The sequence below is a fragment of the Bacillus piscicola genome, from assembly GCF_022458745.1.
GTDB classification, from domain to species: Bacteria; Bacillota; Bacilli; order Bacillales; family Marinococcaceae; genus Alteribacillus_A; species Alteribacillus_A piscicola.
On record NZ_JAJJJF010000001.1, the window covers coordinates 918,784 to 936,195 of the forward strand.

The 17,412-nt window shown below is 43.4% G+C and carries 19 protein-coding genes and 1 tRNA gene; 13 read left to right on the forward strand and 7 right to left on the reverse strand.

Annotated features, from left to right (window positions below; genetic code table 11):
* Positions 1-463: 463 nt before the first annotated feature.
* The gene (locus tag LOR49_RS17605; RefSeq protein WP_420830397.1) at positions 464-1,798 is read left to right on the forward strand and encodes a methyl-accepting chemotaxis protein; all 1,335 of its coding nucleotides are present in this window, start codon (positions 464-466) and stop codon (positions 1,796-1,798) included.
* Positions 1,799-2,055: 257 nt separating this feature from the next.
* Positions 2,056-3,021 (forward strand): 2-hydroxyacid dehydrogenase, encoded by a 966-nt coding sequence (locus LOR49_RS04445; protein WP_240374900.1) that lies wholly within the window; start codon positions 2,056-2,058, stop codon positions 3,019-3,021.
* Between the two features lie 134 nt (positions 3,022-3,155).
* Here the strand turns inward: LOR49_RS04445 and LOR49_RS04450 are convergent, their stop codons facing one another.
* Positions 3,156-4,388 carry a DNA polymerase IV gene (locus tag LOR49_RS04450; RefSeq protein ID WP_240374901.1) on the reverse strand — a complete coding sequence of 411 codons (1,233 nt, stop codon included), beginning with the start codon at positions 4,386-4,388 and terminating at the stop codon, positions 3,156-3,158.
* Positions 4,389-4,582: 194 nt separating this feature from the next.
* On the opposite strand from LOR49_RS04450, the gene LOR49_RS04455 reads away from it, so the two are divergent.
* The 4 genes from LOR49_RS04455 (at position 4,583) to LOR49_RS04470 (ending at position 6,449) form a co-directional block, all read left to right on the forward strand.
* Complete coding sequence (locus tag LOR49_RS04455) at positions 4,583-5,341, forward strand: TatD family hydrolase (protein ID WP_240374902.1); 759 nt, start codon at positions 4,583-4,585, stop codon at positions 5,339-5,341.
* Between the two features lie 53 nt (positions 5,342-5,394).
* Positions 5,395-5,679, forward strand: a complete 285-nt coding sequence (locus tag LOR49_RS04460) for a hypothetical protein (protein ID WP_240374903.1) — start codon at positions 5,395-5,397, stop codon at positions 5,677-5,679.
* A 95-nt stretch (positions 5,680-5,774) separates the two neighbouring features.
* The gene (locus LOR49_RS04465; protein ID WP_240374904.1) at positions 5,775-6,107 is read left to right on the forward strand and encodes a metal-sulfur cluster assembly factor; all 333 of its coding nucleotides are present in this window, start codon (positions 5,775-5,777) and stop codon (positions 6,105-6,107) included.
* A gap of 153 nt (positions 6,108-6,260) precedes the next feature.
* Positions 6,261-6,449 carry a YuzK family famiily protein gene (locus LOR49_RS04470; RefSeq protein WP_240374905.1) on the forward strand — a complete coding sequence of 63 codons (189 nt, stop codon included), beginning with the start codon at positions 6,261-6,263 and terminating at the stop codon, positions 6,447-6,449.
* A gap of 145 nt (positions 6,450-6,594) precedes the next feature.
* On the opposite strand, the gene LOR49_RS04475 is transcribed toward LOR49_RS04470, so the two are convergent.
* The 4 genes from LOR49_RS04475 to LOR49_RS04490 all read right to left on the reverse strand — a co-directional run bounded on the left by LOR49_RS04475 (position 6,595) and on the right by LOR49_RS04490 (position 8,446).
* The gene (locus LOR49_RS04475; protein WP_240374906.1) at positions 6,595-6,747 is read right to left on the reverse strand and encodes a hypothetical protein; all 153 of its coding nucleotides are present in this window, start codon (positions 6,745-6,747) and stop codon (positions 6,595-6,597) included.
* A gap of 86 nt (positions 6,748-6,833) precedes the next feature.
* A complete protein-coding gene (locus tag LOR49_RS04480) occupies positions 6,834-7,664 on the reverse strand; it encodes a YihY/virulence factor BrkB family protein (protein WP_240374907.1) in 831 nt (276 codons plus the stop codon).
* Between the two features lie 139 nt (positions 7,665-7,803).
* The gene (locus LOR49_RS04485; protein WP_240374908.1) at positions 7,804-7,965 is read right to left on the reverse strand and encodes a DUF1540 domain-containing protein; all 162 of its coding nucleotides are present in this window, start codon (positions 7,963-7,965) and stop codon (positions 7,804-7,806) included.
* Between the two features lie 76 nt (positions 7,966-8,041).
* Complete coding sequence (locus tag LOR49_RS04490; protein WP_240374909.1) at positions 8,042-8,446, reverse strand: hypothetical protein; 405 nt, start codon at positions 8,444-8,446, stop codon at positions 8,042-8,044.
* A gap of 323 nt (positions 8,447-8,769) precedes the next feature.
* On the opposite strand from LOR49_RS04490, the gene tagD reads away from it, so the two are divergent.
* From tagD to tagH, 4 genes are all read left to right on the forward strand, one after another.
* Positions 8,770-9,168 (forward strand): glycerol-3-phosphate cytidylyltransferase, encoded by a 399-nt coding sequence (gene tagD / locus LOR49_RS04495; RefSeq protein WP_240374910.1) that lies wholly within the window; start codon positions 8,770-8,772, stop codon positions 9,166-9,168.
* Positions 9,169-9,306: 138 nt separating this feature from the next.
* A complete protein-coding gene (locus LOR49_RS04500; RefSeq protein WP_240374911.1) occupies positions 9,307-10,557 on the forward strand; it encodes a CDP-glycerol glycerophosphotransferase family protein in 1,251 nt (416 codons plus the stop codon).
* A gap of 29 nt (positions 10,558-10,586) precedes the next feature.
* Complete coding sequence (locus LOR49_RS04505; protein ID WP_240374912.1) at positions 10,587-11,393, forward strand: ABC transporter permease; 807 nt, start codon at positions 10,587-10,589, stop codon at positions 11,391-11,393.
* A gap of 40 nt (positions 11,394-11,433) precedes the next feature.
* A complete protein-coding gene (tagH, locus tag LOR49_RS04510; RefSeq protein WP_240374913.1) occupies positions 11,434-12,240 on the forward strand; it encodes a teichoic acids export ABC transporter ATP-binding subunit TagH in 807 nt (268 codons plus the stop codon).
* Between the two features lie 119 nt (positions 12,241-12,359).
* Here tagH and LOR49_RS04515 read toward each other — a convergent pair whose 3' ends face one another.
* The gene (locus LOR49_RS04515; RefSeq protein WP_240374914.1) at positions 12,360-12,557 is read right to left on the reverse strand and encodes a methionine aminopeptidase; all 198 of its coding nucleotides are present in this window, start codon (positions 12,555-12,557) and stop codon (positions 12,360-12,362) included.
* A gap of 417 nt (positions 12,558-12,974) precedes the next feature.
* Here LOR49_RS04515 and LOR49_RS04520 point away from each other — a divergent pair, with 417 nt between their 5' ends.
* A complete protein-coding gene (locus tag LOR49_RS04520; protein WP_240374915.1) occupies positions 12,975-13,223 on the forward strand; it encodes a hypothetical protein in 249 nt (82 codons plus the stop codon).
* 535 nt (positions 13,224-13,758) lie between these two features.
* On the opposite strand, the gene LOR49_RS04525 is transcribed toward LOR49_RS04520, so the two are convergent.
* A complete protein-coding gene (locus tag LOR49_RS04525) occupies positions 13,759-15,888 on the reverse strand; it encodes a heavy metal translocating P-type ATPase (protein ID WP_240374916.1) in 2,130 nt (709 codons plus the stop codon).
* A 153-nt stretch (positions 15,889-16,041) separates the two neighbouring features.
* On the opposite strand from LOR49_RS04525, the gene LOR49_RS04530 reads away from it, so the two are divergent.
* Positions 16,042-16,914, forward strand: a complete 873-nt coding sequence (locus tag LOR49_RS04530; RefSeq protein ID WP_338021116.1) for an STAS domain-containing protein — start codon at positions 16,042-16,044, stop codon at positions 16,912-16,914.
* A 237-nt stretch (positions 16,915-17,151) separates the two neighbouring features.
* Positions 17,152-17,227, forward strand: a tRNA-Val gene (locus tag LOR49_RS04535).
* Positions 17,228-17,412 lie beyond the last annotated feature (185 nt).

Consider the following 17,412-nt stretch of genomic DNA (forward strand, 5'->3'; position numbering starts at 1 on the left):
GAATCCAAAGGTTGTTCCCACTAAGTAAAAGATCTTATTTTTGTCTAAATGTACTGAGAAACACACCGATATAAGGGGAGTTGAAAATGATTGAATAGAAAAGAGGTTAGATGTTGTGAAGTCAATACGTACGAAATTCATGAGTTCTTTTGCCCTAATACTTGGGTTGTTACTGATTTTTACCTTGTTTGTCTCCTTTTTTATCCAAAATATGACGACAAACATGGAGGAAGTTGTCCTCGAAGATTTTGATAAGATTTCATCTTACCAGGATTTAGCTTACAATTTAGAAGCCCGTAATGCTTTGGCACAAACGTATATCCTGACGGGTGATCCGGAAGCGAAAGAACGTTTTCTAAGTCTCTTGGATGATTCTTTGGCCGTTCAAGAAAAGCTGTCCTCCTATACGAAAAGCGAAAAGCTCGAAACTATACTGACCGATTTGGAGGCATGGCGGTCTCGGATGACGGAAGAGATTTTCAGTAGCTATGAACGTGCCGGCTTGTCTGCAAGTGATACAGTAAAGCTGCGAAATGAAATCGTTCCATTGCAAAGACAGGCATCCGATGGTTTAAAAGAATTAATAGCAGAGGAACGCGCAAGTGTCGATAAAAATATCAGCAGACTGCAAAAACAAGGAGATTATTTGGCTGTTACAAGTATTCTTGCAGGGATTTTCCTCATCATTTTAGGTGGTATTCTCGCATGGGTTCTGGCTCAGCGGATGACAAAACCGTTAAAGCTAGTGACAGATCAGGTCGCGCGCGTGTCCGAAGGAGATCTTTCTGTTGAAGCGATCAACATCAAGTCGAGGGATGAAATCGGCCAACTGGCTGTCCATATCAATGTGATGGTTGATAATCTGCGGCGTCTGCTCGGTTCCGTGCACCAAGCGGCAGATCAAGTTGCGTCAACATCAGAAGAACTTTCGGCAAGTTCTGAAGAAACGGCGGCTTCTACAAATGAGATCACCGGCACGATTCAGGAAGTATCCGGCGCTGCAGACACAACGATGTCACATTCTAATGTTAGCCTCCAAGCTATGCAAGAGCTCACGGCAGGCGTAGAAAAAATTGTTGATTCATCCGCTGAAGTGACAAGAAAAGCAAAAGAAACAGAAGAAACAGCGAAAAAGGGAAATGAGGAAATTGTCCGTTCTTCGGAGCAAATCCGCGTAATTAATCATGAAGTTCAGGATTCCGCAGAAATTATTAAACATCTTGGGAAGCGTTCTACAGAAATCGGCTCGATTATTGAAACGATCACTAATATTTCCGAACAGACGAACTTGCTCGCATTAAACGCAGCAATTGAAGCGGCAAGAGCAGGGGAACATGGGCGCGGCTTTGCAGTAGTTGCTGATGAGGTAAGAAAATTGGCAGAGGAATCAAGCCGTTCTGCTCAACAAATTAAAGAATTAATTGAAGCGATTCAAGACGAGACCAACAAAGCAGTGAAGAAAATGGTACATGGCCAAGCGGAAGCGAAAGAGGGGGTTGCTGTTATTGAACGGGCCGGCACTGCTTTTCAAACAATACTCACATCCATTTACGACGTGACGACCCAGATTGAAAACGTCTCCGCTGTCTCAAAACAAATGGCTGCTAATTCGGAGCATGTTACTAGTGCTATTGCAGAGATGAATCACGTTGCAGAAACAACAGCGGGAAGCGCTCAAAACGTTGCAGCCGGTACCGAACAGCAATTAGCCGCTATTGAAGAAGTGTCGTCTTCTTCCGAAGAGCTGAGTCGCATGGCGCAGGAGCTGCAGGAAGAAGTTTCTGTGTTTAAATTATAAAAAACCATAGTCGACTTATCATCAGGCTTGTGGGAAAACGGTGTAAGCTCTCCATGGCATCAAAAAAACAGTGGTAGGAAAACAGTGACAGCGTTGGCTCTGTTGACTCGCCGACTCATCCTCAAGTTGTTGCAAATCCAGGTAAGGACGTTTCATCTCGGAACGTTGGTTGTTCCATGCTATAATAGAAAAAGAAAACAAACATGCTGACGCGTACAGCATGTTTTTTTATTACATAGAAAGAGAGGAGAAAGAGGATGAAGCCTTACGTTTTTATTACACGCCGCATGCCGGCTGCCATTGTTGAAATGATCGAAAGAGAGTGCGAAGTGTCGATGTGGGAAGAGGAAGAAACCCCGGTCCCGGATGAGATTTTGGCACGTGAAATAAAACGAGCGGACGGTATTTTCTGTAATGTTTCGGATACGATCACCAAAGAAATGATAGACGGCGCAGAACGGCTAACGATCATTGCGACGATGGCTGTCGGCTATAACAATATCGACATAGAAGCAGCCGCAGCTCGTGGTATTCAGATTGCCCATACACCAGGTGTACTGACAGAGACGACGGCGGACCTTACGTTTGCTCTATTAATGGCTGCGGCAAGAAGACTTCCGGAAGGCATGGAGGCTATTAAGAATGATGAGTGGGGGGCGTGGGCTCCTTTCTTTTTAACAGGCCAGGACATTCATCATTCTCGTCTCGGAATTATTGGCATGGGCCGAATCGGTGAAGCGGTCGCCAGAAGAGGAAAAGGATTCTCAATGGAGGTTGTGTATCATAATCGCTCGAGAAAGCATGAGGCGGAGGAAGCGATAGGTGTGCGGTACCAGGAGCTCGATGAACTGCTGGAAACGTCAGATTTTGTATGCTTGACAGCACCGTACACGAATGAAACTCATCATTTAATGAATGCGGAGGCGTTTAAAAAAATGAAAGACAGCGCCATTTTTGTCAACACGTCACGCGGTAGTACGGTCGATGAGAAAGCATTATTCACTGCGCTGAAAAACGGTGAAATTCGCGGAGCGGGTCTTGATGTTTTTGAGCAGGAGCCTATCTCCTCGTCTCATCCTCTTCTCTCACTCCCTAATGTTACGCTGTTGCCGCATATTGGCAGTGCCAGTGAAAAAACAAGGTGGAGGATGGCTGAAATGACAGCTAACCATGTTCTTCAAGGCATACGAGGAGAGGCGCTCGACCATCCGGTGAAGGAATAACAGGAGAATGCATTTCCCAGTGCTGTGCATGGCGCCAGTATCTGGGGAATGCATATGTTTTTATGAACTTTCTGAAGGGATTCATCTTACAAAGAAAGGAGGGGCAGGTAATGAAAATGAAAAGCTCTCACAGTCTATTTATAATGTCCGCCTATTTTTTGAGCGCGCAGTTTTGCCTGCCCTGCTGTTGTCAGAGAGGAAGCATGCAAGATGGCGGCGCTTCCGTAACGCGATTTCAGGCTGTCGACAGTCCGATTTAATGTTTCCCGGTCTTGTACAGGGTGAAAAAGATTTAGTTGCCGATACGTGTCCGGTATAAGCTGATCGAGGGTCACCCCCACACTGCGGACTGGATAACCGCCCCAGTGCTTGTTGAATAACTCAGCAGCTGATTCGTATATCATTTTTCCGTCATTCGTGTAGTCCGGCAGTTTCTGCTGACGATGAAAACCAACTGAATCATGAACGTTTTGGCCACCGGCCCCTGCAGAAACCGTCATACCCATATACCCATTGGCCCGCGTGCGGCGTGCCACTTCCTCACTTAACTCCCGCAGTACGACTTTTATTTCTTTCCACGTATTATAGTCACGGGGAAGTGTCATACGATGCCCGATACCTTTCTGGTGGATATGAGTGGAAACAGTAACAGGAGACGGATCCCACCCGTGAGCCGTGCGCCACAGTAATTCTCCATTCACTCCCCAGCGTTTTTTCAGCTGTTCTGCTGGAAAATGTGCAAGCTGGCCGATGGTGCGGATGCCCATGTTCCGTAAATGATCATCCATGCGGCGCCCCACCCCGAACATTTTTCCGATAGGGAGAGGCCACAGCGTTCCCGGAATATTTTCTTCCGTGAGGGTAAAAATGCCGTTCTTGTTCTTTTTAGCGAAATGATCGCAGGCCATTTTTGCCAGCACTTTCGTGGAACCGATTCCGACACGGGCATTGACCCCAAGCATTCTTTTGATGTGTCTTTTCATACGTTTGGCAGCTTGGAATGCACTTTCGGACGACAGTTTCAAAGAGTGTGTCATTTCTACGAAAATCTCGTCCACACTGTAGGGTTCCACCTCATCACTGAACGACTCCAAGGCAGCGGCAATTTCGATCGAGGCGTTGATGTAGGCTTGCATGTGCGGTTTGATCACGACAAGATCGGGGCATTTATTTTCAGCCTCCCATAGCGCTTCTGCAGTCTGAATGCCCCACCTTTTAGCAATAGGACAAGCGGCCAGAATAACGCCGCTTCGGATCTTCGGGTCACCTGCGACAACGACAGGTTGATGATCGAGCCCGCCGTGATACACTTTTTCCAAGCTGGCATAGAAAGACTGCATATCCACCAAAAATATAATGCGTTCCATATCCTATCTCTCCAAAAGTAAAGGTTATAATGTATTTTTAGTATATGCGAACGTACGTTCATTTACAACCGGTGATATATCCCAAGATTCTGCAGAAACTGTTATGCAGCATTCCATCGCCGATGATACAATGATAATAACAAATCAATTAATGGTGCCGAAAAAACACACCGTCGTAAGAAGGAAGAGTGACAATGATTGATGCGCATCTTCATTTAGATCAGTATGACAATATTGATTTCCTAGTGGAAACCTGGCAGCAGGGCGGAGTCCAGAAAGTGGCAGCAGCAGCAAGTGATTTAGCTTCCTCGTACCGCATATTGGAGCTGAAAGAACGTTTTCCTGCATTTATATTGGCAGGGGTCGGGTTTCATCCTGAAAGAGAGATTCCGAAAAGAAAAGAAATAGAAGAGTGGAAACGTTTAGTCCAGGCAGAGCGCCACAGTATTTCTTTTGTCGGTGAGATCGGCCTTCCTCATTACGAGTTAGCCGCCCTCCCGGATACCTTAGACGATTATGCCGAGGTGTTGACAGAATACTTAGAAACAGCGGGTAACCATGATTTGCCCGTTGCGCTGCATGCCGTTCATGACAAAGCAACCATTGTTTATAATTTATTGCAACGTAGTTTTCCTGCCGTGCGAGCACATTTTCACTGGTTAAAAGCGCCATCTCCCATCGCTCAGGAAATGATCGATGCAGGATACTATGTCTCGGTCACCCCAGAAGTGTGTTACCGGAAAAGAGACCAGCAGTTGGCTGCCATGATTCCAGATACGCAGCTGTTGATCGAAACAGACGGTCCCTGGCCATTCCAAGGTCCTTTTGCCGGGAAAAAAACGACCCCGCTTTTGTTGCCTGATATCATTTCTTTTCTCGCGACACAACGGAAAACAAGCTACCGGTATGTTAGAGAACAAACGCAGGCCAATACTTTATCGCTATACGTTTGAGGGGAAAAAGACGCGGGAAAGAAATAGAACAAACAAGAAGAGGGGGCATATCGATGAAGCTGGATCATGTATATACAGAGAACAATGATGAAATTCACTTCGATACCGGAGAACTGACAGTGGAAGAAAATAATCCAGAAAATTGGTCAGCGGTCTTATACGGAGTCGAGAATCAACGTTTATTTACAGATGCGCTGCGAAATAATACTAAGGAACATTTGACTTTTGAAACGAATGAAGGAACGATGTACGGACTTGTAGAAGTAGAGGCATTTGATTCTGCCGGCGATGAAAATGTTGTGAATGTCAAAGGGACTGGCCATCTGAATGGCTACTAATGAACGAGGACATAGTGCTGACAGAGGGAATTTATTTTAAAAACAGGGCATATTTGGTACAGTAAGGGTAGCTAGATAAATGAGGAGGTGATGGGGTGGCTGATGAAAAGCAAGAGTTGGTCGAACGAATAGAGGCAGAACTCGAAAATGACGTCATCGATCCAGAACTCGGGGTGGACGTCGTTAATCTTGGTCTCATTTACGGCATTGATCTGGATGACGAGAAGAACGTAAAGGTAACGATGACACTTACTTCGATGGGCTGTCCGCTTGCTGGCACCATTGTAAGTGACATAAAAACTGCTTTAAAGGATTTGCAGGAGTTTAAAGAAATAAATGAGGTCGATGTGGAAATCGTCTGGGATCCGCCGTGGGATAAAAGTAGAATGTCCCGCTATGCGAAAATCGCTCTCGGCGTACATGAATAACACGAGAACAACTCCTAATTGAGACGGATCAGAAGAACAGACAGATCGCTCGCTCTAAGCAAGAGAGAGTGACTGTCTGTTTTTTGTTTGAAAAACGTTTAAAGCCTTCTCCGCTGCGGTATAGGTATAAGTGAAGGAGGCTTTCACCATACAATGATGGGCTATCACGCAAATCAATTGCCAGAAATTCTTGAGAAGAGCATGCAGCGAGAACACGGAGTAACGAGAGTAGAGTACAAAGAAAGCATAAAGAAGAAGGTGGATGTCGAGCAGAAACGGGAAGTCAGCTATAAGAAAAACAAAGCAATCAGTGCGGATGTCCAGTCGTGGATATTTAAGTAGACGTTGATGCAGGAGGAAAACTAGATGGTAAAAAAGGCACTGAAAACATTTGTTATCGGTTTTGTTTTAAAAAAAGGGAAACAATGGATCATGCAAAAGAGAAGAAGATAGGAAGAGGGGATGTACCAAAAATTGGGGCATCCCCTTACTTAAAGAACTTTCGCAAAAGTTTACCGCTTTGTCTGCCTGCCACACGCCGCGCGACGCGCTTTCCAATCGTGCCGCGCTTTGCCGCATTCACATCCCCTAGAATTCGTGAGACGAGGTAAAGGATACGGCGGATCTTATTAATGTTCACGTTTCATCCCTCCAGTGATACTAATATACCACAGGAGAAGGGGAAGGGTACGCAGTACAATGGTGTATATCCCATGACGCGACCTATCAGCGATGTGTTATTCGTTTTTTATGAATATGGGCGTTAATTTCGCCGCCGATGACGAGCGCAAGTCCGGTTAAGAATAGCCACAACATAAGCGCAATAACCCCACCTAGACTTCCGTAGGTGGATGAATAGTTGCTGAAGTTGGTGACATAGAAGGAAAAGCCATAAGAGACAGCAAGCCACATCAGCATCGCTGCGACTGCCCCTGGCAGGACATAGCGGTAAGTAAGTTTTTTATATGGAGCCAGGAAGTACAAGACAGAAAGAATAGAGATCATAACGAGAACGGTGACGATCCATCTCATCATTTGCAAAACATCTTGCAAGGCACCGGGAAGAAAGATATAGCGTGAAATAGTATGTAAAATGAGTTCGCCAAAAATAGAAAGAGCAAAGATGACGATAAAAGATGCCATGAGTCCAATCGTCAATAAAATGGACAAGGATCTTGTTTTCCAAAAAGGACGCGGCTCCTCCACGTCGAATGCTTGGTTCATTGCCCGTATGAAAGCGTTCACTCCTGAAGAGGCGGACCAAAGCGTTCCAATAATACCAAATGTCAAAAGCCCCCGGTTCGTTTCCGAAACGATAGAGAAAACATTCTCCTGAACCATATCGGCAGTTTCTTGCGGAAGCAGCGTATCGATGAACTGCATCAGTCGGTCGATGTCCATAGAAAAGTAAGGGAGTACCGCTAAAAATAAAATGATCATCGGAAATAATGAAAGCATGTAGAAGAAAGCTTGTTCAGCTGCAAGCCCGGTAATACGGTCATCTATTATATCTTTTATAAATGCTTTGGCAGTACCATATAATTCCCAAAATGACAAGGCGCACTCTCCTTTTCACTTTTTCTCAGTTACTTCTAACAGGCGGGATCCTAGGAGATTTCATCTCAGCTATGATTAAATATAAGGACATTTTTCTATAGAAGAGGCCGCTAAAAGGTAATCTCAGCGGCCTCTTCCATTAATATTCTTGTGCTTTTACAAATGTTCTACAGTCGGTTTCTTGAGAGGTTGCAGCTTCTTCGCCTGTGTGGCTGATGACATAAATGGAGTCAGCTGCACAGTGGTTGCCCTCAGCCCAGTAATGACAATTGTTCACTTCACATAATACATCCTGCGCCATGAACTCACCCCCCTCGCAATATAGCTTCGGTTGCAGAGAGGGAGATCATACAGTGAAATGCTGGTAATCCCTTTTTCTATCCTATCGTTTTTTCTTTCATTAAGAACTGTTCTAAAGCGAGTTGGGCTTTTTTGGCTAAACTGATGCTGGCACCAACTCGAAGACATTCTTCAATAAACTCCGGATCCTCATCCCGGCAAGGCTTCCCTGTGCTGTGCAAACGCCAGTGAACCAGTTCGTGTAAAAGTGATTTCAATACCGCGTCTTTGGAACGTCCTGCATTCCGTTTTGCACTCATTTGAATCGTTCTTTCTCTTGTCTTACGGTCATATATAAAAACAGCATTCTGTTGTATCCAGTCATCATCAACAAGTTCAATGTTGTCTGTATAGTCAATTCCCCAATGCTTTTGACTCATCTCGTTAGCCAATTCGTACAAATCCTGTACTGCAAAGTTCCCCTTAATTGTTTCGTTCCCCAAAAGACCTCTTCCTTTGTTGTTAAAATTGAACTACACATACATAGTACCACAATGGACATAGGGAGAAAGGGAAAAATGGGATTTTTTCTCAGCTAATGAACAGCAAGTATGCATGAATGAAGCTTATTTCCACACTTTCACATAGTTTTATAGATTATTTAAGGTATATTTCACCGTTCGTTTATAGTGCACCGTTAGAAGGTATGGTATAATTCTGAAAGTCAACGTGATTAGTGTAAGGATTTTCTAAAAAATGAACGGAAGAAATGTAACATTACATGTATAATTTGAAGAGCTAGTCTTTAAGCTAGGGGGCTTACAATATGAAGAAGATTATAACCTATGGAACATTTGATCTGCTGCACTGGGGGCATATCAATTTGTTGAAACGGGCGAAATCCTATGGCGATCATCTTACTGTCGCCATTTCCACCGATGAATTTAACGAAATGAAAAATAAAAAAGCGTATTATTCATACGAACAGCGCAAAATTATTTTAGAAGCGATCCGATATGTGGATGAAGTTATCCCGGAGAAAACATGGGAACAGAAAGCGAAAGATATTACAGAACACAATATTGATGCGCTTGTTATGGGAGATGACTGGAAAGGGAAGTTTGACCATCTCCGCTCCTATTGTGATGTGATATACTTGCCAAGAACTGCTAACATCTCGACTACAAAAATTAAAAAAGAATTGTTGCTTGTTAACGCGTATTAAGAAATAAAAATGTTATACTCAGCATAGTTTTAAAAAAGAGAGGTCATTCACTCTCTCTTTTTTTGTTTAATACCATTAACAAAGTATATACTAAAGTAAGCATGTATTTTTTGGCGTAAGAAGGGTATTGAGTGTGACATGAAACGAATCAAAAAATCATATAAAAAATGGAAGAAGAAGTGGAAAAAGAAGTGGAATAAAAAATGGAACAAAAGGGTGAACAAAATAAGGAAATCCAAAACGGTACGAGGATGGTACCAGAGGGTGTTTGGATTGGTGGGGAAATTGCCGAAAAAAGAAATCATCGTATTTGAGAGTTTTCTAGGAAAACAATACAGTTGTAACCCACGGGCCATTTATGAGTTGTTACAAGAGCAGGACCGTGACTTCACTTATTATTGGAGTGTCGATCACCGTTTTAAATCTCGCTTTGAGAAGCATGGTGTTCGAACAATTCAGCGCTTTTCGATAAAGTGGTTCATCGTGATGATGAGGGCGAAATATTGGGTATTTAACAGCCGGCTGCCGTACTGGATTCCTAAGCCTGCTGATACCGTTTATTTACAGACATGGCACGGCACCCCGTTAAAGAAACTGGCGCTTGATATGGATGAAGTACTCATGCCGGGCACCACAACGGAGATGTATAAACGAAATTTCGTGACGGAAGCAAGCAGGTGGGACTATCTCGTCTCGCCAAATCCGTATTCTTCGGAAATATTCACAAGAGCATTTGACTTTCAGCACGAGCTGTTAGAGACTGGTTATCCGCGCAATGATTATTTGTTTCAATATGAAGATAGTGATGTACAAAGGGTAAAAGAGACTCTTGGCATTCCAGAAGACAAAAAAGTGATTTTATATGCACCAACGTGGCGGGATAATGAATATCACTTTATCGGGAAGTACAAGTTTGCCATCCAGATGGACCTTGAACGGATGGAAGAAGAACTTGGAGATGAATATGTTATTGTGATGCGGCTTCATTATTTAGTATCCGACAAGCTCAACCTGAAAGACTTCAAGAGCTTTGCTGTAGATGCCTCCAATTATCCGGACATCCGTGAGCTTTACATTATTAGTGACTTATTAATCACGGACTATTCGTCGGTGATGTTTGACTACGGGGTTCTGCAGCGGCCGATGATATTTTATGTGTACGATATTGACAGCTATCGGGATCAGCTTCGCGGCTTTTATTTTGACTTTGAAAAGGAAGCACCAGGACCGCTCGTACGAACCACAGAAGAGATTATCGACAATGTGAAAGATGCCGACAAAATCCGAATTGATTATCAACAGCAAGTGGAATGGTTTGAGGAAACATTTCATTCCCTAGAAGACGGACACGCGGCTGAACGTGTGGTCGAGCGTGTGTTTGGCAGATAACGGAACGTGAGAAAAAGAGGGAATGGGTAATGAATTCTGTTTTAAAGATTGTGAAAGAACTCTGGCAAAATGTATACCTAATTAACCGTCTTGCCTTATATGAAATCAAGATTAAAAACAAAAATAATTATCTAGGAGCAGCTTGGGAACTCATCACCCCTGTTTTTTTCATTGCCATTTATTGGTTTGTATTTGGATATGGGATCCGCAGTAATGAAGATGTTGGGGGCATTCCTTTCTTTGATTGGATGATTGCGGCGATTACGATTTGGTTTTTTGTCCAGCCGGCGATCACTCAAGGCTCTAAAGCCATTTATACGAAAATCCGAATGGTCTCGAAAATGAGTTTTCCAACGAGTGCCATTCCCGCATATGTCGTCGTGTCCAAGCTATATCCGCAGCTTGTTCTATTCGGAATTATCCTTGTCTACTTTCAATTTACCGGTTATCCGGTAACGATTTATTATGCACAACTTCCGTATTTTGTGTTTAGTATGGTTGCTCTCGTAATTGCGTTTGTACTTATTACATCAACAATTACTACTGCCTTTCGAGACGTACAAATGTTTATTCAGTCTACTGTTCGTGTCCTTCTCTATATTACGCCCTTTTTATGGGTGACCGAGACATTGCCGGATTTCGTGGAAAAATTTATGAAAGTAAATCCGCTTCATTATCTCGTAGAAGGATATCGAGCGGCCATCTTTGGTGAATCATGGTACTTTATAGAGCACTGGGAGTACACACTTTATTTTTGGGGATTGGTGTTTGTGCTGTTTTTTATCGGGGCTGTCCTGCATGTTCGTTTCCGCAGGCATTTTATTGATCTCTTATAAAGACAGCGTTCAAGTATGTTTACTATAGAAGGGATAGATAATGACGAAAGCGATCGTTGCGAAACATATAACAAAAAAGTTTAAGCTGTATGCTAACCAATCAGAGCGAATCAAGGACTTGTTTCTGCCGCGAAGTTACGGAGAAGAATTTTTTGCTTTACGGGATGTTTCTTTTGAAGCGGACAAAGGAGACATTGTCGGACTTATCGGCGTCAATGGATCGGGGAAGTCAACGCTTTCTAACATTATAGCTGGCATTGTCCCGGAAACGAGCGGGGAAATCCAAATTAACGGAGAGACCGCGATCATTGATGTCTCCGCCGGTCTTAACAACAAGTTGACAGGAAGAGAAAATATCAACTTGAAATGCTTGATGCTCGGGTTTACGAGAAAAGAGATTAATGAATTAATGCCGGAGATTATTGAGTTTGCCGAGTTGGAGGCTTTCATTGATCAGCCGGTAAAATCGTATTCCAAGGGAATGAAATCTAGACTTGGATTTTCCATTAACGCCAGTATCAATCCGGATATTTTTATTGTAGACGAAGCATTATCGGTAGGTGATAAGGCTTTCGCAAAAAAAAGTCTTGAGAAAATGCACGAATTCAAAGAGGATGGCAAAACGATGTTTTTCGTCAGTCACTCCACGAGCCAGATCAAAGATTTTTGCAACAAAGCGCTTTGGCTGGAATTTGGGGAAGAAAAGGCATTCGGAGAAATGGAAGAAGTCGTGGAAAAATACGAAAAGTTTCTTAAGAAATATAACGGCTGGTCGAAAAAGCAACGTAAGAAATTCAGACAGGAAGGGTTTGCGCGCCAAAAGCAGCCCGACAACGTGCTCGTATAATAGAAGACAAAGAAGAAAGGGCTGTCCCGGCCGGGGTTATCACCCGCTTTTGGGACAGCCCTTTTCTAATTAATGGTTATTTGAATTTTCTCAAATCAAAACCAGCTGCTGTTGCGAGTTTACTTCTCCCAGTCAGAAAAGACTCCACTGCCGTTACAGCCCGCACAATCGAGCGGGGACGCGTGCAAATAGTCGCCTGACATAATGGTAAAACCTTTCCCGCGGCAATCCGGACATTTCCCTTCGACTCTCATTTTGTCTATTTTCTGCTCATACTTTTCCTGTCTCCAATCCTTAAACGACTGCCACACATTCATCTTATCACCACCATACCTATAAAAATTTTGTAATAGTATGTGGAGGTTGCTGTATTTTATACTATGCACCTTACTATATCCATTTTCCACAGACACATTTTTTGTGTATAATGATTACAGGAACTTTTGATTGCGCTTACATTTTAAATTTATTATATTGTGAAAAAGAGAGGAGGCGACAGGTTTGAACTCCCTTGCATGGAAAAGGTAGAATTTCTCTGCCTACTCTGTAAGTAGTCTTGATACATACTAACTTTATTAAAAACGCATACTGAACGGTAGCAAGTAACAAAAGGAACTGGGTACAGTAATTCAAACAAGGAAAAGTAAAAGATCATGTAGAATTAACGTAATACGTGAAAAGGTCTTGTTTTGTCAAGAAAATGTATTATCATAATATCTAAAGGGGGGCTACATATGAGTGAGCCGAACATGGATAGCGGACAACTTGCCGAAATGATGCCAGAATTAGAGGTACAGGTGTATGAGTACATGAAAAAGGTGTACGATGAACTGGCAGAAGCCGGCGAGAAATATGATGAAGCGAAAAACGATACGTATGCGGAACAGAAAGCAAGTAGGCGTTTTAACGTAACAGCCGAAGAAGCCGCTAAAATATACGCAAAAGCAGAATCACAGTTGCGCAGGCGCGACCTGAAAAGATAGGCATCCATGTGGGTGCTTATTTTTTTGATTTCTACCTCTCGTTAAGCCAGGGAGGCACCTTTATTGTCTGCAGCGTGCGTATGGAGGCGTGAAAAAGCATTGTTGCGGAATTAGCGACGTCATAGGAGGCGTATGGAGCTATGAAACAGAGCGGTAGCGAAAAAAGCAGCGTCATAGGAGAGGTATGGAGCTGTGAAATAGAGCGGTAGCGAAAAAAGCAGCGTCATAGGAGAGGTATGGGGCTGTGAAATAGAGCGGTAGCGAAAAAAGCAGCGTCATAGGAGAGGTATGGGGCTGTGAAACAGAGCGGTAGCGAAAATAACAGCGTCATAACAGGTGTACGAGATCATGAAAACGCGCCGTTATGAAAATAGCGACATCTTAGAAGATGAATGAAGCCATGAAAAAGCGCTCTCAACAAAATAACAACATCATAAAGAGCTGATGCGGTACTAATCGTGGTCGTAAGGATAGAAGAGACAGTCGCTTTCCATGAGTAACGAAAGCGACTGTCTCTATTTTGCCCGATAGTCTGTTATTCTTTTTTTAAACGCAATAATCGGAGGCCGTTCAAGGTGACGAGCAAGGTTGCTCCCATATCTGCAAAAATCGCGATCCATAGTGTCAGCCAGCCGGGGATAACGAGCAGAAGCGCGAGCACTTTAATTCCGATGGAAAAGGTAACATTTTGTTTTATAACGGTAAGTGCTTTACGGCTGAGACGGACGGTATATGGCAGTTTATTCAAGTCATCTGCCATTAAAGCGACGTCTGCTGTCTCAAGAGCAGTGTCGGTACCGGCCCCGCCCATCGCGACTCCAACTGTCGCTTTCGCAAGAGCTGGAGCGTCATTGACACCGTCACCGACCATGGCGACATGCTTATACTTTTTCATTAAGCGGTCTATCGCCGTTAATTTATCCTGCGGCAACAGTTCGGATTCAATGTTTGATACTCCGGCTTCAAGAGCGATTGCTTCAGCTGTTTTGGTGTTATCCCCGGTTAACATGATCGTTTCCTTTATCCCTAAAGCGTGAAGCTGTTTGATGACGCTGGTACTCGTCGCACGTAATTCATCGGCAACAGCAGCCACCGCCAGTACATGTTGAGAAGTTCCGAATAGCATTACTGTTTTACCTGCTTCTTGATAAAAAGTTGCTTCTTCCATGATGGTTTCGGGGACAGTAATGCCGAGTGTCTCTCTAAAGAGAGCCGGTTTTCCAACGTAGTAAGTTGTGCCATTGATGGTTCCTTGAATGCCATTTCCGGTAATCGATTGAAAATCCGTTACTGGGATTGACGTATAAGCTAAGTTTTTCTTGTCTGCTTCATCGAGAATAGCGTTAGCAAGTGGATGCTGAGAATGGTATTCCAAGGCAGCCAAATACCCGAGCACATCATCTTCCTCGCCCTGAAACACCCTCATGCCTGAAAATACAGGAGTTCCATTCGTAAGCGTTCCCGTTTTATCAAAAGCAATGGCTTCAATTGTACCCATTTCTTCTAAATAAATCCCACCTTTAATGAGTATCCCATTTTTCGCTGCATTTCCGATTGCTGTGATGATGGAAACGGGGGTTGAGATAACGAGTGCACATGGACAGCCGACAACTAGCACCGCGAGACCTTGATAAATCCATGTTTCCCATGAAGCTCCTGCGAAGAGCGGAGGAAACACAGCTATCATGGCCGCGACGATAATGATAGCAGGTGTATAATATTTGGCAAAGCGGTCAACAAATGCTTGGGAAGGTGCTTTTTCGGCCTGCGCCTCTTCGACGAGATGAATAATTTTCGCAAGCGTCGTATCCTCGGATCGTTTTGTAACGGTTACTTCTAAAAAACCTTCGCCATTCAATGTCCCGGCAAAGACATCATCGCCCTCCGCTTTAGCAATAGGAACAGATTCCCCTGTTATCGCGGCTTGATTAATGGCCGATGTACCTTTCATCACGGTACCGTCCATAGCAATCTTGTCGCCGGGCTTAACAAGAAGAATGTCTCCAGGCTCAATATCCTGTACCGGTACGGTAACCGTTTCGCCGTCTCGTCTAATAAGGGCCTCATTAGGAGCAATATCCATTAATGACTGAATGGACTGCCGTGATTTATCCAAGGAATAACGTTCGAGCATTTCGCTGATCGCAAATAAAATCACGACAACGGCTCCTTCACCCCATTCACCGATGAAGACAGCTCCAATAATCGCTATCGTCATTAATGTTTTCATATCAAAGATAAGCCGGCTTAGATTTTTGATTCCAGAACGGAATAAGGATTGGCCGCCGATTACAATGGTTCCGATATAGGCAGCAATTGTCAGAAAATGATCTTCCCCAACCGTCGCATGAGAAATGACACCAACAGCTAAAAACAGCGCCGCAATAATGACTGAAAGGTGGGCGCGCCAAAAGGATTGCTTCGGCATGGGGGTTGTGTCATGTTCACTGCGTACTGATAAATTTTCAAAAGCACCGGCCTTTTCAAGTTCATCTATTGAAGTGGTTCCATAAACAGTTATCTTAGAGGCTCCAAAGTTGACATGAGCATCAGTGACACCATCCAGGTGTCGGACGTTTTTCTCAAACGTCTCTGCACAGCCTGCTCAGGAAAATCCTTGAACGCGGTACACGTGTTTATGATTTGTATCCGCTGTATGGGCCATGTTTCTCCCTCCCAAAACGTAATAAAAGTCAAACAATCTTTTGAATATATATTTATCATAATCAAACAAGGGTTTGAATGTCAATGAATCTAAGAAAAATTCGTACTTATTTAGAATTCATCATTTCAATTTACGGGTAAGAAACATTCTGGTATGTTAATAGAAACAAGCTGCATGCAAATTCAGATGATGGAGTGGGTGCTGATGGACTTCGTTTTCCATGAAGATCAAACAATCAAAGAATTTATAATGGATAATAAAGACAGTTTTGAAAAATTCTTACTATCAGAAGCGGTGAATGTCCGTGATAAAATTGATGAAATCCGACTAACGGGTAATATTAATTTAATTCATAATGCTCACCAGCTCGTGGGCTATATTATCGATCAGAAAGAAGAGGAACTGGTTGCTTTTGCAAAACAAGAAGGAGAAGTATGGGCAAAATTTGCTTTGACACTCGATTTTAAATTGGAGTGGGTTCAGGCAATCCGGAGAACGATATGGAACTATCTCCATGAGTTTGACCGCTTACACGGGCGGCATAACAATCGCGATGAATTTTATGAGATGGAGAAAACGGTGAATGACCAAATTGACCGCTTTTTAAATGTCTTTTTCATCCGTTACACGAATATTAAAGATGATTTAATTGAATCACAAAAACAACTGGTAGAGAACCTATCTGTACCAGTCATTCCGATTACTTCTTCTATCTGTGTGCTGCCGCTGATCGGGGCTCTGGATGTAGAGCGAATAACTACGATCGAAGAGAAGATTTTAACCGAGATTAGGAAGCTTCGTGTATCACGGCTCATTCTTGATCTCTCCGGTATGGCTGACATCGAAGAAGAAGCGATCGATCTCCTCTTCCGCGTCATTGAAGGAGTCGCCATGATGGGATGCGACACTGTTATCACCGGGCTGCGTCCAGACATCATAAGAAAAATCATTAACTTAGGATATAGCTTTGATAGGAAAGCAGAAACAAAAGGAACCTTGCAGCAAGCCCTGAAAGACTATTTATAAACAAAAAGACGTCTTCTCGACAACGGAACAGAGCTTTGTCGGCGAGAAGGCGTCTCTCTTATAGAAGGTAGCGGAGGTGAGCGCAAGCGTTAGAAGTGATTATAAAGATATAACAACGGTAAAAATTATACAAAAATACTTCTTGCAACTAAGCGACCTTCGCGTTATAATAATCATTGTGAGCAAAACAAAATTGAATTATACAGTTTGCGAAAATTTATTGCTCGTACATAAGAAGTTCCGTTAGCTCAGTTGGGAGAGCGCCACCTTGACAGGGTGGAGGTCACTGGTTCGAGCCCAGTACGGGACACCATACATAAAACAGTTGAACCCCTCATTGTTGAGGGGTTTTTTGTTGTCTTTTATTATCAGCTTGGTATGACTGACTTGAGTGTCAGGTTTGTATTACTGAGCAAATGAGCTGGACAGGGATTCAAGTGCAGCGCCAAAGATTTACCCAATGCAGAACAATCTTCTGTCTGAAGAGGATGTGAACAC